Below are 15170 nucleotides of genomic sequence, written 5' to 3' on the forward strand. Positions count from 1 at the left end.
TTCGCCATGGCTATGATGTCTGGCGCGCCTGCAGCCGGTTCCCGCGTTCGCGGCCCTGATCCCGGCAAGCATCCAGACCGATAGCGACGCGCCGTGCAATCTGTAGCGGTCAAGTGGGGTTCAACCGCCAGGTTAGAACGCCCTTAACTGCTGGCTGCTAGAAACTCACCGATATTGGTTGTTCTGGTGATGAAAGCCATTTGCATGAATGCGCCGCTCGTTGCTCAGGGCAAGCTGGCAAGCTTGAAATCCAGCAAGGCTGTATTTCGACTTGTCGGGCCGGTTGTCGCAACGCTGTTGATCGCCATTTATGCGATCGTCGTCTCGCTCTTCGTGGTGCCGAGCAATGTCGACGTGTCCTGGCTGCTGACGGTTGGCGACCGTGTCCTCAAAGGCGAACGCCTTTACGTCGATATCGCCGAGGGCAATCCACCTTTTTCAACCTGGCTCTATTTGCCTTTCCTCGCCATGGAACGCCTGACAGGGCTGTCGGCGGAGTTTTGGGTGAGTGTGGGCGTGGCGGCACTCGCGGCTGCTTCCGTCTGCTTTTCGGCTCGCATTCTTGCACGGACCGACGAGGTTCTGAAGCGGTGCGTCTGGATCATTCCGGCGGCGGTGTTTGTCGTGCTGTTCCTGTTTCCGCCGGATTTCGGCCAGCGCGAGCAGATTGCCATGATCGCCTTGCTGCCGTGGCTGGCGTTGCTTTCGGCACGTGATCGAACGGCGGATTTTCGTGCCGGCGGCATCGCCGAGCGGATGGTTGCCGGTGTCGGCGCCGGTATCTTCGTGATGATCAAACCACCCTACAGCGTGCTGGCTCTGGCGTTGCCGGCCCTTGTGATTGCGCTACAGCGACGCTCGCTGCGTCCTCTTTTTACGACCGAGAGTGTGGTCGGTGGTATTCTGACCGTTGGCTATCTGATCGCACTCGCTGTTTTCATGCAGCCTTTCTTCGCCGAGGTGCTGCCCTTGTTGCGTCAAGTCTATTTGCCGATGCGGATGCCGGTCATGGACATGTTGATGCTATGGCCTATCCCTATGTTCGCGGCCATGGCAGGGGCCACACTGGTGATGGCTTATCCCGGTCGGCCCCATCGCGATGCGCAAATACTGCTTTTGGCTGGAGCGGCCTATGTCCCCGCCTTCGTCATCATGGGCAAGGGGTGGACGTATCAGGCGCTGCCGTTCCTGACAGTCGGGGTCCTGGCATTGATGCTGCAGTCTATCAGGTTGAAACCATTGCGAAGCCTGCCCCTGCCGGCCATGTTTGGGGCCGCGCTTGGGCTGTTTTCGATCGTGAAATTGGTCGTGGCGCAACAAGGTCTGGCATTCGCTCAGCCACGCGGCGGTCTCGACGCCGCGGCGGTCGCCGTCAGCCGCGTAATCGACCATCCAACCTTCATGTCGATCGGCTCGCGGCTGCAGGCCGGCAATCCGCTCGCCCGGATGACTGGCGCCCGTGTCGTGGCACGCAACCCCTCCGCCTGGATGGTCAGTGATGCCGAGATCCTCATCCGGTTGGTGCAGGACCCTGCCCAACGGCTGGATCTGGAGACCTTGCGCCAGCAATATACCGCGGCGATCGCCGCCGAACTTGCCGCGAAACGGCCCGACATTGTGGTCGACGACGGGACGGCGGAGCCGCGTGCGCCAATACCTTTGAGGGACGACATCGCAGTCGCCAAGAGCTTGGCGGATTACCGCCCACTGCTTCAGAACGGGTCGGTGACCCTGCTCATCCGCGCCGACGTCAAAGCTCGCCAATAGGTATCGCAACCAAGCGTCCTACGTCGGCATGTCGATGCCTGGCGTGCCGCCAACCGTGGGCCCGCGCTCGCGGGCCATTATGTCGGCAAGCATCCATGCCGACAAGAACAGCGGTACCAGCACGCCGATGCCAAGCCCGGCATTGTTCACCAGATGCGCGATAGTCGGGTATAGCCAGATCAGCGCCAGAAAAATCCTCGGCATGGCGTTGCGCGTCGAGAACAGATAGGCGACGGCAACGGCTAGGCCGATCGTGTCGTAGCTGTAGCCGTAAGGCGTCGCCAGCGTTGCCAGCACGGCGGTGAGCACGACCCGTTCGCGATGCTCGACCCGCCGCCATGGCAACCAGATCCAGATCGCCGTTGCGATCGCCGCGACCGTCGCAATGGCTTGCAGCGCATAGGCCGCGGTCAGTCCCAGACCGGACGCACGAGCCAGGAAGAACATGGTCGCCGCATTCGACTGATAGGGCTGCGGGTAGGGAGCCTCGAGAATCGCCGTCATCAGGGGACGGGTCTCGGTCCAGAACAGCGTCCAGACCTCGGAGCCCAGCAGCAGGCCGGTCAGGACGAAGAGGGCCGACGACGACAGCGCGGCGGCGACAATGGCGCGCCAGTTGCCGTTCGCCAGCAAGCAGAACGGCACCAGTATGCCGAGATGCGGTTTTACCGTCAGCAGGCCGAAGAGCAGCCCTGCCAGGACCGGCCGCTTCGGCACCGCCGCCAATCCGCCGATGAGCAAGGCCGTCGTCAGGGCGCCGTTCTGGCCGAAGGCCGCGTTGATCAGCACGGCCGGACAAACGAGGACGGCTGCTTCGGCAGCCTTGCCCAGTTGCAGCGGCCGGAGGGCCAGCCAGAGACAAAAGACCGTGCCCAAGGTCCAGACGAGATAGGCGGGAAATATCGGCAGCAGCGCAAGCGGCGCGCCGAAAATCAGGATGCTGGGCGGGTAGCTCCACTCCTGGTTGGGAAGGTCCGGCGAAAACATCCGCCGCAGGGTTGCGCGATAGCTGTCCATATCGAACAGGAACGCGACATGCCCGTCGAGCGCCATGCGTCCGCCCGCCCACAGGTTTGTGAAGTCCCAATAGGGCATTCCGTGGCTGACCACGGACAAGCCGCGCTCGTCGGCTGTCCACAATCCCAGGTGATAACGCAGCCCGATCAGGATTCCGGTGCACAGCACAAGTGCCGCGAAACGGATATCGGATCGAAAGGGGGCAGTCTGGTTGACTGGTGCCATTGCGCTGTTTTCCAAGACCCTGGCAGTCTTGATAGGGGACGCGCGTTAAGATCGGCTTATTTGGAGGCCTCATCGGGCTTCGTCACCCGACGCAGCGTCAGATTGATCCTGCCGCCGTTTTTGAGCAGCGCCGAGGTCGAAGGGTAGATGCGGTCGACGCCATGGAAGGCAAGGCGCCCCTCGCCGCCAAGCACGACGACATCGCCGCTTTTCAGCCTGAACGATTTGGTGGCGCCATCGCGCGTTGTCTGGCCGACCCTGAACAGGCAATCGTCGCCCAGCGAGACAGAGACGACGGGTGCCGAGAAATCGGCCTCGTCGCGATCCTGATGCAGGCCCATCTTCGCATCAGGCGTGTAGAAATTGACCAGGCAGGCCTCCGGCAGATTCGGATAACCCGACACCTGCCGCCACAGGTCGAGCAGGCTGTCGGGGATAGGCGGCCAAGGCTCTCCGGTCAGCGGATGCGTCGGCTGGTAGCGATAGCCGCGTTCCTTGTCGGTGACCCAGCCGAGCGGACCGCAATTGGTCATGCGCACGCTCATCTCCTTGCCGGTCCGCGGCATGGCCGGCACGAACAGCGGCGATTGCTGGACGATGCTCCTCACCTCCTCGACCAGCGCCTCCTGGACGGCGCGGGACAGATGGGCCGGCATGTGGCGTACGCCCTTGGGCAGAACGAGCATGGATTTGGCTCATGTGAATGGTTCGGAGCCCAGCATGCCACCAGCGGACGAAAACGGCGACCCGAAAGCCGTCGTGGTTTTTGCCAGATGCCGCGCGCCGAATTCGTCTTTCCATTCGCCAATGGCGGTTGACGAATAAAGACGAAGCGCCGCTGGTAATGCAACGCCGCGCGGCCTTTCGGACGCACGGCGCACTGATTTCTGCCCTGTGGCTCAGCCAGGCTCGGGAATACGCAGGACCTGGCCCGGATAGATCTTGTCGGGATGGGTCAGCATCGGCTTGTTGGCCTCGAAGATGACCGTGTTCTTGGCGCCCTGGCCCTTGCCATAGCTCTTTTCGGCGATCTTCCAGAGATTGTCGCCCTTCTGGACGGTGTAGAAGGTCGGCTCCTTGGCAGGGGCCGCCGTGCCGGAAGCCGGCGCGACCTGCAACTCGTCAGCCTGCACCTTGGAGACGCCCAGCGTGTTGCCGACGGCAATGACCGCCTTTTCGAAGATCGACTGGTCCTTGACCACACCCTTCAGCACCGCCGTATCGCCCTGGACGACGACCTGCACGCCATCGGTACCGAGCTTGTGTGAATCGAGCTCTTTCTTGAGCGTGTCGGCGGTAGGTGCGGCTTCCTCATCGCCGCCGATGCCGAGCTTCTTGCCGACGCTCTTGACGAAATCGAACATACCCATCTCTAGGTCTCCCTTGCTGTGGCAATGGGGAAACCTCGCATCTGCGGTGCGAAATGGGAAGCCGCTTTGTACACGCGCCTGGTGTGGTGCTTAATCGTTCTCCACCCGGCCGCGCAGCTTCTTGATCGTGCCGCGCCCCGCCTTGCTCTTCAGCCGTCGCTCAACCGCGCCTTTCGACGGCCGTGTCTTCTTGCGCGGCGGCGGCGGTGGTTCGGCGGCCTTGGCGACCAGTGCCGTGAGCCTCGCCCGGGCATCGGCGCGGTTCTGTTCCTGGGTCCGGAAGCGCCCGGCTTCGATGACGATGACACCGTCCTTGGTGGCGCGCTGGCCGGCAAGTTTTATGGTCCGCTCGCGCACGCGCTCCGACAGGCCCTCCGCGTTCTGCGCGTCGAAGCGAAGCTGCACCGCCGTCGCCACCTTGTTGACGTTCTGGCCGCCGGGACCGGACGAGCGGATGAAATCCTCGTGCAGGTCGCCCGGGTGGATCACGGCTTCGCCCGATATGATGATGTCGTCGTCGATCGGCATGCCGCAGTCATGGCGCGGCGGACCGAAAAAGAAAAGGCCCGATCGAAACCGGGCCTTCAATGGTGCTGCGCCACAACGATGCCTTGGCGATTACTCCGCCGCTTCCTGCATGCGGGGCGCCGCGCCCATGACGGTTGCATCGACATGCGGTTCAAATTTCTCGAAGTTGACGGCAAACATGCCGACCAGCCTTGCCGCCTGCCGGTCGTAGGCAGCCTTGTCGATCCAGGTGGAGCGCGGATCGAGAATGGCGCTGTCGACGCCAGGCACCGCCATCGGCACCTCGAAGCCGAAGTTGGCATCTGTGCGGAACGCGCCTGCCTTCAGCGAACCGTCGAGGGCGGCGGCGAGCAAGGCGCGCGTCGCCTTGATCGGCATGCGCTTGCCGGTGCCGTGGGCGCCGCCGGTCCAGCCGGTGTTGACCAGCCAGCAATCGGCCCCATGGCGCGCGATCAGCTCGCGCAGCAGATTGCCGTATTCCGAGGGATGGCGCGGCATGAACGGCGCGCCGAAACAGGTCGAGAAGGTCGCTTCGGGCTCGGTCACGCCCTTTTCGGTGCCGGCCACCTTGGCCGTGTAGCCGGAGAGAAAATGATACATCGCCTGCGCTGGCGTCAGCCGCGCGATCGGCGGCATCACACCGAAAGCGTCGGCGGTCAGCATGATGATATTCTTGGGGTGATTGGCGCGCCCGGTCTTCGAGGCATTGGGGATGAAGTCGAGCGGATAGGCGCAGCGTGTGTTTTCGGTGAGCCGGCCGTCATTGAAGTCCGGCACGGCGTCGGCGTCGAGCACGACGTTTTCCAGCACCGTGCCGAAGCGCTGCGTGGTGGCGAAGATCTCCGGCTCGGCTTCCGCCGACAGCTTGATGGTCTTGGCGTAGCAGCCGCCTTCGAAATTGAAGATGCCATGCGGACCCCAGCCATGTTCGTCGTCGCCGATCAAAGTGCGCGACGGATCGGCCGACAGCGTGGTCTTGCCGGTGCCCGACAGGCCGAAGAAGATGGCGGAGTCGCCGGCCGGTCCCTCATTGGCCGAGCAGTGCATCGGCATCACGCCCTTCTCCGGCAGGAGGTAGTTGAGCATGGTGAACACCGACTTCTTCATCTCGCCGGCGTAGGAGGTGCCGCCGATCAGCACGATCTTGCGCGTCAGGTCGACGGCGATCACCGTTTCGGTGCGGCTGCCGTGACGGGCGGGATCGGCGCGGAAGGACGGCAGGTCGATGATGGTCATCGCGGGTACGAACTGTTCGAGTTCGGCCGCGTCGGGACGGATGAGCAGGTTGCGGATGAACAGCGAGTGCCAGGCAAATTCGGTGATCACCCTGGTGGGCAGCTTGAGCTCGGCGTCGGCGCCGCCAACCAGATCCTGCACGTAAAGGTCCTTGTCCGCGGCGTGGGCCTGGAAATCGGCGAGCAAAACGTCGAATTGGGCCGGCGAGATCGCCTTGTTGTTGTCCCACCAGACTTGCGGTTCGGTGGCGCCGTCGCGAACGACGAACTTGTCCTTGGGAGAGCGACCGGTGTGCTGGCCGGTCTCGGCGACAAGCGCGCCATGCGCGGTCAGCCGGGCTTCACCGCGCCGGATCGACTCCTCGTAAAGGGCGGCCGCGCCGAAATTGTAGCGCACCATGCCGGAAGTCTTCAGACCGATACGATCGATCGCGCAGGCAGGATTGCGTTTGCCGAATTCCGACATTTGGTGACCCTTCTCAAGATTTGCCGCACCTTTGCCGGCATATTTCCGGCACACCTACTAAGCAGGCTAGATGGTCAGAACCAGAAAAGGCAAATGATATCAAATATTTAATCGATTTAAATATTTTGAAAGTTGTTTAAATCGTTTATATATGCAAAAAGTTCGGTGGTTGCCCAAAGGATTGGCGGTGCTCGTTCGTCCAATCCGTGTCGAGGTAGAATTGTGGCCGCCGGCACGCCGCTCGTGACAGCGGACAAGGCCTATGCCACATTTTGTACCTAATTTGTCCTGCAAAAGCCCCTTCTCTTACGACAGAAGGGACAGCTCATGAGGGAGCCGCTTGAAATGGCAACAATCGCGCTTGTCGATGACGACCGCAACATTCTGACGTCGGTGTCGATCGCCCTCGAATCCGAGGGATATCGTGTCGAGACCTATACGGATGGTGCGTCCGCGCTGGAAGGCCTGGCGGCCCGGCCGCCGAATCTCGCCATCCTCGACATCAAGATGCCGCGCATGGACGGCATGGAGCTTCTGCGCCGGATGCGCCAGAAATCCGACCTGCCGGTGATCTTCCTGACCTCCAAGGACGACGAGATCGATGAATTGTTCGGTCTCAAGATGGGCGCCGACGACTTCATCCGCAAACCGTTCTCGCAGCGCCTGCTTGTCGAGCGGGTGCGCGCCGTATTGCGGCGGGCCAGCGCCCGCGAGGCCGCGGCAAAAGCGCCGAGCCAGCAGGCCCGCTCGCTCGAGCGCGGCCAGCTCGTCATGGACCAGGAACGCCATACCTGCACCTGGAAGGGCGAACCGGTGACGCTCACCGTCACCGAGTTCCTGATCCTGCACTCGCTGGCGCAACGTCCCGGTGTGGTAAAAAGCCGTGATGCGCTGATGGATTCGGCCTATGATGAGCAGGTCTATGTCGATGACCGCACGATCGACAGCCACATCAAGCGGCTGCGCAAGAAATTCAAGGCTGTCGACGACGACTTCGAGATGATCGAAACCCTTTACGGAGTCGGATATCGGTTCCGCGAAGCGTAATTTGATGTATGTCGAGCAAAAGCGGCCCCCATCTTGGGGCTGCGACATACTTCAAACCTGGGACTAGCGGGAGCTGCTATTCGATGGCAGTGGAAGCACAGCGAAGCAGGCCGACGGGCGCCGCCAGGCGGCCGTCGCGCATCATGCCTTCCTTCGTGTCGAAAATCACGGTGCCGATGCGCCGGTTCCTCGGCCACCATATCTTTTCCAGCCTGACGCGGCGCATCCTCTTCCTCAACCTTGCCGGCCTGGCGGTGCTCGTCACCGGCATCCTCTACCTCAACACCTTCCGCGACGGGCTGATCGACGCGCGCGTCGAAAGCCTGATGACGCAAGGCGAGATCATCGCCGGGGCGATCGCGGCGTCGGCGACGGTCGAGACGGATTCGATCAGCATCGACCCGGAAAAGCTGCTCGAGCTGCAGGCCGGCGAAAGCTTGGGGCCTGGCTCGGACCAGCTCGACAACCTCGATTTTCCGATCAATCCCGAGCGCGTGGCGCCGGTGCTGCGGCGACTGATCTCGCCGACCCGCACCCGCGCCCGCATCTATGACCGCGACGCCAACCTGCTGCTCGATTCGCGCCATCTCTATTCGCGCGGCCAGATCCTGCGCTACGACCTGCCGCCGGTGGACGAGGAAGAGCCGGACCTTGTCGAGCGCATCCAGAAGTTCATCTTCGACTTCTTCCGCAACACCGACCTGCCGGTCTATCACGAGCAGCCGGGCGGCAATGGCGCTGCCTTCCCGGAAGTGGTGAAGGCGCTGACCGGCAGTCCGTCGACCATCGTGCGCGTCTCGGAACAGGGCGAGCAGATCGTCTCGGTGGCGGTGCCGATCCAGCGTTTTCGCGCCGTTCTCGGTGTGCTGATGCTGTCGACCGAAGGCGGCGATATCGACAAGATCGTCGCGGCGGAACGCAAGGCGATCCTGCGCGTCTTCGGCATCGCGGCGCTGGTCACGGCCATCTTGTCGATGCTCCTGGCCTCCACCATCGCCAACCCGCTGCGCCGGCTGTCCGCCGCTGCCGTGCGGGTCAGGCGCGGCGTCAAGAGCCGCGAGGAAATCCCCGACTTTTCCGACCGCCAGGACGAGATCGGCAATTTGTCGATCGCCGTACGCGACATGACCAACGCGCTCTATGCGCGCATCGAGGCGATCGAGAGTTTCGCCGCCGATGTTTCACATGAGCTGAAGAACCCGCTGACGTCGTTGCGTAGCGCCGTCGAAACATTGCCCCTGGCGAAAAACGACACCTCACGCGCGCGTCTGATGGAGATCATCCAGCATGACGTCAAACGGCTGGACCGCCTCATCACCGACATTTCCGATGCCTCCCGCCTCGACGCCGAACTGGCGCGCGAGGACGCGGGAACCGTCGACTTGAAGAAATTCGTTACCGACCTCGTCGCTGTTTCGCGTGAAACGACGCGCAACAAGAAGGCGGTCGAGATCGAGCTCAAGGTCGCCAAGCTGCCGCAGGGCGCCAAGGGCTATGTCGTCGTCGGCCATGATCTGCGCATCGGCCAGGTCATCACCAATCTGATCGAGAACGCCCGCTCCTTCGTGCCGGAGGACCATGGCCACATCAGCCTGTCGCTGGCGCGCGCCGGCAAGTTCAACATCCTGACCGTCGACGACAATGGTCCCGGCATCCGCGCCGACAACATCGACCGCATCTTCGAACGCTTCTATACCGACCGGCCCGCCGGCGAGGCGTTCGGCCAGAACTCGGGCCTTGGCCTGTCGATCTCCCGGCAGATCGTCGAGGCCCATGGCGGCACGCTGACCGCCGAAAACATTCCCGGCACCAAGCCCGGCGAGATCAAGGGCGCACGCTTCGTCGTGACGCTGCCGGCCGAGGGATGATCGCCGATCGTTATGGATTGCGCCGTGCGGCCTGAGAACATTCATGCGACGGCACTGCTGATGGGCGAGCGCGGCATTCTCATCACCGGCTCACCCGGGTCGGGCAAGACAACGCTGGCGCTGACGCTGATCGACCATTGCCTGCAACGCGGATTGTTCTCGCGGCTCGTCGGCGACGATCAGCTCTTCGTCGAAGCCCATGCGGGGCGGCTGGTGTGCCGTGCGCCCGCCACCATCGAGGGCCTGGCCGAAGTTCCAGGGCTTGGGCCACGACCCCTGCCATTCGAGCCTGCCTGCGTCGTCGACCTGCATGTGCGGCTTCTGCCGGCCGTCGAAATCGCACGCTTCCAGGAGGACGCCAGCGACAAGATCGCCGGCTGCGCGGTGGCGCGCATCGATCTGGCCGAGCGCAATGTCGCCGCCGCCTTGGCCGCCGTGATGGCGCGGCTGTCGATCGCGCCTTTTCTATGATCCGCCCTGGGTTTTTTGCTGCAATGCGTCAAAATGGCATGGGCCGGCGCAATTTTGGGCTTGTCAACGGGCCTCGCGTCGACAAGATAGCGCTCCCGCCGCCTGGATTGGCTGGCGAGCATAAAATGCGCCTGTGAAGCGGCGATGACGGGAGCCACCAAAGAATGATCGGACTCGTGCTTGTAACGCACGGTCAACTGGCCACCGAGTTCAGACATGCCGTCGAACATGTCGTCGGGCCACAAGACAATTTCGAAACCGTGGCGATCGGTGCCGACGACGATATGGAGCAGCGTCGCCGCGACATCGTCGATGCGGTCGCCCGTGTCGATACGGGGGCAGGTGTGATCGTGTTGACCGACATGTTCGGCGGCACGCCATCCAACCTTGCAATCTCGGTGATGGAGTCCGGCCGCACCGAGGTGATCGCCGGCATGAACCTGCCGATGCTGATCAAGCTGTCGTCGATCCGCAAGGGCGATAACATGGCGGCAGCGCTCGACGAAGCGCAGGCCGCGGGCCGCAAATATATCAACGTCGCCAGCCAGCTTTTGAGCAGCAAATGAGCACGCTGTCGCCTGACAAGGACCAGATCGTCCGGGAGTTTCCGATCGTCAACCAGCGCGGCCTGCATGCGCGCGCTTCGGCGAAATTCGTCCAGCTTGCCAGCGGCTTCAACGCATCGGTCCATGTCGAGAAGGACGGTGTCAAGGTCGGCGGCACCTCGATCATGGGCCTGATGATGCTGGCAGCCAGCCCGGGATACTCGATCCGCGTCACCGCCAGCGGCCCGGAGGCGCTCGAGGTCATGGATGCGCTGGAGCAGCTTGTCGCCTCCCGTTTCGGCGAGGAGTGCTGACCTCGAAGTCAGCCCTCCAGGACATGCACGAATAAAGATTTCTTTATGTCCCATTGTCGTCCGAGGCCTGATCTGCTAGTCAGGCCGGCAATTCGCGCCCTTGGAAATGTCTTCCGGCACGGCGCATCCGCTAACAATTCGCAAGTATGACAATTCGCATCGGAGCACTGCCATGACGGGTAGCAAGGACTATGTGGTCGCCGACATCTCGCTTGCCGGCTGGGGCCGCAAGGAACTCGATATCGCCGAAACCGAAATGCCGGGCCTGATGGCCTGCCGCGAGGAATTCGGCGCCAAGAAGCCGCTCAAGGGCGCGCGCATCACCGGCTCGCTGCACATGACCATCCAGACGGCGGTGCTGATCGAGACGCTGCAGGAGCTCGGCGCCGACATCCGCTGGGCTTCCTGCAACATCTTCTCGACCCAGGACCACGCCGCCGCGGCCATCGCCGAGGCCGGCATTCCGGTCTTCGCCGTCAAGGGCGAGAGCCTCGAGCAGTACTGGGACTACACCGACAGGATCTTCCAGTGGGCCGATGGCGGCCTCTCCAACATGATCCTCGACGATGGCGGCGACGCCACCATGTACATCCTGATCGGCGCCCGCGCCGAGGCCGGCGAGGACGTGCTGTCCAATCCGCAGAGCGAGGAAGAGGAATACTTCTACGCCCAGGTCAAGAAGCGCCTGAAGGCTTCGCCTGGCTTCTTCACCAAACAGAAAGCGGCGATCCGCGGCGTCACTGAAGAGACGACGACCGGCGTCAACCGGCTCTACCAGTTGCAGAAGAAGGGCCTGCTGCCCTTCCCGGCCATCAACGTCAACGACTCGGTCACCAAGTCGAAGTTCGACAACAAATATGGCTGCAAGGAATCGCTGGTCGACGGCATCCGTCGCGGCACCGACACGATGATGGCCGGCAAGGTAGCGGTCGTCTGCGGTTATGGCGACGTCGGCAAGGGCTCGTCGGCCTCGCTCAAGGGTGCGGGCGCCCGCGTCAAGGTCACCGAGGTCGATCCGATCTGCGCTCTGCAGGCGGCTATGGACGGCTTTGAAGTGGTCACGCTGGAAGATGCGGCACCGACCGCCGACATCGTCATCACCACCACCGGCAACAAGGATGTCGTTACCCTCGACCACATGCGTTCGATGAAGGACATGGTGATCGTCGGCAACATCGGCCATTTCGACAACGAGATCCAGGTCGCGTCGCTGCGCAATCTGAAGTGGACCAATGTCAAGCCGCAGGTCGACATGATCACCTTCCCGGACGGCAAGCGGATGATCCTCCTGTCGGAAGGCCGCCTGCTCAATCTCGGCAACGCGACCGGCCATCCGAGCTTCGTCATGTCGGCCTCTTTCACCAACCAGGTGCTGGCCCAGATCGAGCTGTTCACCAAGGGTGAGCAGTACCAGAACCAGGTCTATGTGCTGCCCAAGCATCTCGACGAGAAGGTCGCCCGCCTGCATCTCGACAAGCTCGGCGCCCGGTTGACCGAGCTGTCTGGCGAGCAGGCAGCCTATATCGGCGTCACACCGCAGGGTCCGTTCAAGCCGGAACACTACCGCTATTAACCAAATCCAGATTTACCACTAGATATTGAAGCCGGGCGATTGACTTTTCGCCCGGCTTTATTTTTGCACCGAATGATTCTTCACGGCGATTCCGGCAGGCGCTATGTTGTGATTCGCGGGTCCGGGGACGAGGACCGGCGTACGCATCAGGGCGGTCTTGCATTCAGGCGGCGAAGAGGACCAAGACATGCCGGGGGATAACCCGCTTCAGGCGGGAAAGGCCGTTTCCGGCGGCCATGACGAGTCGAGGACCATGGGCTCCGCCCCGCGAGGCGAGCGCCTTTCATGGCGCGCCCGTGCGGGATTGTTTCTTGCCGGCTCCGCTCTCGCCTGCCCCTTGGCGAGCGCGGTCGCGCATGCCCAGACCGCCGGCGCCGCCGTGGCCAGTCTTTCGATCAGCACCATCGAGGTCGTACAGCTGGCGGTGTTCGTCGGCGTGACGGGTACGGCATTCCTGTCGGCCATCGTTCTCATCCGCGAACGGGCGCGTACCTCGGCGGAGAATGTCGAGCTGAGAAGCCGCGTCGCCGATGTCAGCGCCGCGTTGCGGCGTTCGGAAGCGCTGCTCAATCTGCGCGACCAGCGTGTGGTCGTCTGGGCCTCGGAAAACAAGAAACCCGAACTCATCGGCACATTGCCGACTGAAAGCGGTGCGCCGGAGGACCGGGCCGCGTTCCTCGCCTTTGGCCGCTGGTTGATGCCGCGCTCGGCGGCGGCACTCGAACATGCCGTGGCGGGTTTGCGCGAAAAAGGCAGGCAGTTCGACCTGGTGATCGAATCCCAGGCCGGTGCTCCACTGGAAGTGCATGGCCGCAAGAGCGCGGCCCATGTGCTGGTGCGGTTTGTCTCGCTTTCCGAGACGCAGCGCAGCCAGGCCCGGCTCAAGATCGACAACCAGCGGCTGGCCACCGATCATGACACCATGATCGGGCTGCTCGAGGCGCTGAAGATGCCGGCATGGCTGCGCGACGAGCATGGCCGCCTGAAATGGGTCAACCGGGCCTATGCCGACGCGGTCGAAGCCGAGAGCGCGGAAGCCGCCGTGCGTGACGCCAAGGAATTCCTCGGCGGCCAGGCGCGCGAAGCCATCGCCACGCAGCACAAATCGCATCCGGTCTTCGAGCAGTCGCTTTCGACGGTGATCGAAGGCGACCGCCGCGTGTTCGCCGTGACCGACTTTGCCGGCGCCGACGGTTCGGCCGGCCTTGCCTGCGACACCAGCGCCATCGAGGCTATCCGTGGCGAATATGAGCGGACCGTGCGCAGCCACGCCGATACGCTCGACCAGCTCAACACCGCTGTCGCCATCTTCGACACCGACGAGAAGCTGCGCTTCTTCAACCAGGCTTTCCAGAAGCTGTGGGGGCTCGACAGCGGCTTCCTGCACAGCGCGCCCGACAACGCCCTTTTGCTCGACCGGCTGCGCAGCGAGGGCAAGATCGCCGAACAGCCGGAGTGGCGCCGCTGGAAGGAAGGCTTGCTCAGCGCCTATCGTGCGGTCGAATCGCAGGAACATTGGTGGCACCTGCCGGATGGCAAGACGATCCGTGTCGTCGCCAACCCGCAACCCAAGGGCGGCGTCACCTGGGTGTTCGAGAACCTGACCGAGAAGATGGATCTCGAAAGCCGCTACCGCACCGCGGTTCGAGTCCAGGGCGAAACGCTCGACAATCTCGCCGAAGGCGTCGCGGTGTTCGGCCCCGACGGCCGCCTGCGGCTGTCGAACCCGGCCTTTGCCACGCTGTGGGGGTTGGACGCGGAAGCCGCCAAGCCCAATGTACACGTATCGGCCATACGCGAGCTGTCCGATCGGCAAGCGGTCGAGAGCCCCTGGCCCGGCTTCGTCGCCGCCATCACCGGCTTCGACGACGAGCGCCGCGACCGCCACGGCCAGACCGAGCTCAACAACGGCACCGTGCTGCGTTACGCCGTGATTCCGCTGCCCAACGGGCAAGTGATGATGACCTTCGTCGACGTCACCGACAGCGTCCACATCGAGCGCGCGCTCAAGGACAGGAACGAGGCGCTCGAGAAATCAGACCAGCTCAAGAACGAATTCGTCCAGCATGTGTCCTACGAACTTCGGTCGCCGCTGACCAACATCATCGGTTTCACCGAGTTGCTGTCGCTGCCGGCGACCGGCCCGCTGACGCAGAAGCAGCGCGAATATGTCGAGCATGTCGGCTCGTCCTCATCGGTGCTGCTGACCATCGTCAACGACATACTCGACCTGGCGACGGTCGATGCCGGCATCATGCAGCTCGATATTTCCGAAGTGCATGTCGACCGCACCATCGCGGCCGCCGCCGAGCTTGTCGCCGACCGGCTGGAGGAGCATTCGATCCGGCTCGCGGTCGACGCCGCCGCCGCGCCAAAGACCTTCCATGGCGACGAAACCCGCATCCGCCAGATCCTCTACAATCTGCTGAGCAACGCCGCCAATTACGCGCCCGAGGCCAGCACCATCCGGCTGGCATGCCGCCAGCTGGCCGACGGAGTCGAGTTCTCGGTTCACGACGACGGGCCCGGCATGCCGCCCGACGTGCTCGATTCGGTGTTCCGCCGCTTCGAGCCGCGCGCCAATGGCGGCCGCCGGCGCGGCGCCGGCCTCGGCCTGTCGATCGTCAAGAGCTTTGTCGAACTGCATGGCGGCGCCGTTCGCATCGAAACCGGCAGGGATAAGGGCACGACCGTCATCTGCACCTTTCCCGACATGCCGGGTATCCGCGCAGCGGCCGAGTAGC

13 protein-coding genes are annotated in these 15170 nt (G+C 63.2%); 8 read left to right on the forward strand and 5 right to left on the reverse strand.

Features of this window, described 5'->3' with window-relative positions; all coding sequences use genetic code 11:
* Positions 1–204 precede the first annotated feature (204 nt).
* Positions 205–1767, forward strand: coding sequence for a hypothetical protein (locus O7B34_RS04450; protein ID WP_337145023.1), 1563 nt, complete (start codon positions 205–207; stop codon positions 1765–1767).
* 18 nt (positions 1768–1785) lie between these two features.
* Here O7B34_RS04450 and O7B34_RS04455 read toward each other — a convergent pair whose 3' ends face one another.
* The 5 genes from O7B34_RS04455 to O7B34_RS04475 all read right to left on the reverse strand — a co-directional run bounded on the left by O7B34_RS04455 (position 1786) and on the right by O7B34_RS04475 (position 6608).
* Complete coding sequence (locus tag O7B34_RS04455) at positions 1786–3009, reverse strand: glycosyltransferase family 87 protein (RefSeq protein WP_337145024.1); 1224 nt, start codon at positions 3007–3009, stop codon at positions 1786–1788.
* Positions 3010–3065: 56 nt separating this feature from the next.
* Positions 3066–3695: an alpha-ketoglutarate-dependent dioxygenase AlkB family protein gene (locus tag O7B34_RS04460; protein WP_337145025.1), complete on the reverse strand. Its 630-nt coding sequence runs from the start codon at positions 3693–3695 to the stop codon at positions 3066–3068.
* Between the two features lie 213 nt (positions 3696–3908).
* Complete coding sequence (gene lysM / locus O7B34_RS04465; RefSeq protein WP_337145026.1) at positions 3909–4379, reverse strand: peptidoglycan-binding protein LysM; 471 nt, start codon at positions 4377–4379, stop codon at positions 3909–3911.
* 90 nt (positions 4380–4469) lie between these two features.
* A complete protein-coding gene (arfB, locus tag O7B34_RS04470) occupies positions 4470–4907 on the reverse strand; it encodes an alternative ribosome rescue aminoacyl-tRNA hydrolase ArfB (RefSeq protein ID WP_140506833.1) in 438 nt (145 codons plus the stop codon).
* Positions 4908–4997: 90 nt separating this feature from the next.
* The gene (locus O7B34_RS04475) at positions 4998–6608 is read right to left on the reverse strand and encodes a phosphoenolpyruvate carboxykinase (protein WP_337145027.1); all 1611 of its coding nucleotides are present in this window, start codon (positions 6606–6608) and stop codon (positions 4998–5000) included.
* Between the two features lie 345 nt (positions 6609–6953).
* Between O7B34_RS04475 and O7B34_RS04480 the strand changes: the two genes are divergently transcribed.
* The 7 genes from O7B34_RS04480 (at position 6954) to O7B34_RS04510 (ending at position 15169) form a co-directional block, all read left to right on the forward strand.
* Positions 6954–7655: a response regulator transcription factor gene (locus O7B34_RS04480; protein ID WP_010912942.1), complete on the forward strand. Its 702-nt coding sequence runs from the start codon at positions 6954–6956 to the stop codon at positions 7653–7655.
* An 83-nt stretch (positions 7656–7738) separates the two neighbouring features.
* The gene (locus O7B34_RS04485) at positions 7739–9523 is read left to right on the forward strand and encodes a sensor histidine kinase (protein WP_140506841.1); all 1785 of its coding nucleotides are present in this window, start codon (positions 7739–7741) and stop codon (positions 9521–9523) included.
* Positions 9524–9535: 12 nt separating this feature from the next.
* Positions 9536–9994 (forward strand): HPr kinase/phosphorylase, encoded by a 459-nt coding sequence (locus tag O7B34_RS04490; protein WP_337145028.1) that lies wholly within the window; start codon positions 9536–9538, stop codon positions 9992–9994.
* 164 nt (positions 9995–10158) lie between these two features.
* A complete protein-coding gene (locus tag O7B34_RS04495; RefSeq protein ID WP_010912939.1) occupies positions 10159–10560 on the forward strand; it encodes a PTS sugar transporter subunit IIA in 402 nt (133 codons plus the stop codon).
* Entirely contained in the window at positions 10557–10853 is a 297-nt protein-coding gene (locus tag O7B34_RS04500; RefSeq protein WP_015314359.1) for an HPr family phosphocarrier protein, read from the forward strand. The genes O7B34_RS04495 and O7B34_RS04500 overlap by 4 nt, the downstream gene beginning before the upstream one ends.
* A 172-nt stretch (positions 10854–11025) precedes the next feature.
* On the forward strand, positions 11026–12426 hold the full coding sequence (gene ahcY / locus O7B34_RS04505; RefSeq protein WP_337145029.1) for an adenosylhomocysteinase: 1401 nt from the start codon (positions 11026–11028) through the stop codon (positions 12424–12426).
* A gap of 187 nt (positions 12427–12613) precedes the next feature.
* Positions 12614–15169, forward strand: coding sequence for a sensor histidine kinase (locus tag O7B34_RS04510; RefSeq protein WP_337145030.1), 2556 nt, complete (start codon positions 12614–12616; stop codon positions 15167–15169).
* Position 15170: the final 1 nt, after the last annotated feature.

Origin of the sequence: Mesorhizobium sp. Cs1299R1N3, from assembly GCF_037179625.1 — a bacterium.
Classification (GTDB): Bacteria; Pseudomonadota; Alphaproteobacteria; order Rhizobiales; family Rhizobiaceae; genus Mesorhizobium; species Mesorhizobium salmacidum.

Excerpts from the sequence above, each read along its gene's own strand:
- ahcY (WP_337145029.1), top strand. The coding sequence starts at position 11,026 with ATGACGGGTAGCAAGGACTATGTGGTCGCCGACATCTCGCTTGCCGGC.
- O7B34_RS04455 (WP_337145024.1), bottom strand. The coding sequence starts at position 3,009 with ATGGCACCAGTCAACCAGACTGCCCCCTTTCGATCCGATATCCGTTTC.
- lysM (WP_337145026.1), bottom strand. The coding sequence starts at position 4,379 with ATGGGTATGTTCGATTTCGTCAAGAGCGTCGGCAAGAAGCTCGGCATC.
- O7B34_RS04450 (WP_337145023.1), top strand. The coding sequence starts at position 205 with ATGAATGCGCCGCTCGTTGCTCAGGGCAAGCTGGCAAGCTTGAAATCC.
- O7B34_RS04480 (WP_010912942.1), top strand. The coding sequence starts at position 6,954 with ATGGCAACAATCGCGCTTGTCGATGACGACCGCAACATTCTGACGTCG.
- arfB (WP_140506833.1), bottom strand. The coding sequence starts at position 4,907 with ATGCCGATCGACGACGACATCATCATATCGGGCGAAGCCGTGATCCAC.
- O7B34_RS04495 (WP_010912939.1), top strand. The coding sequence starts at position 10,159 with ATGATCGGACTCGTGCTTGTAACGCACGGTCAACTGGCCACCGAGTTC.
- O7B34_RS04510 (WP_337145030.1), top strand. The coding sequence starts at position 12,614 with ATGCCGGGGGATAACCCGCTTCAGGCGGGAAAGGCCGTTTCCGGCGGC.
- O7B34_RS04475 (WP_337145027.1), bottom strand. The coding sequence starts at position 6,608 with ATGTCGGAATTCGGCAAACGCAATCCTGCCTGCGCGATCGATCGTATC.
- O7B34_RS04500 (WP_015314359.1), top strand. The coding sequence starts at position 10,557 with ATGAGCACGCTGTCGCCTGACAAGGACCAGATCGTCCGGGAGTTTCCG.
- O7B34_RS04460 (WP_337145025.1), bottom strand. The coding sequence starts at position 3,695 with ATGCTCGTTCTGCCCAAGGGCGTACGCCACATGCCGGCCCATCTGTCC.
- O7B34_RS04490 (WP_337145028.1), top strand. The coding sequence starts at position 9,536 with ATGGATTGCGCCGTGCGGCCTGAGAACATTCATGCGACGGCACTGCTG.
- O7B34_RS04485 (WP_140506841.1), top strand. The coding sequence starts at position 7,739 with ATGGCAGTGGAAGCACAGCGAAGCAGGCCGACGGGCGCCGCCAGGCGG.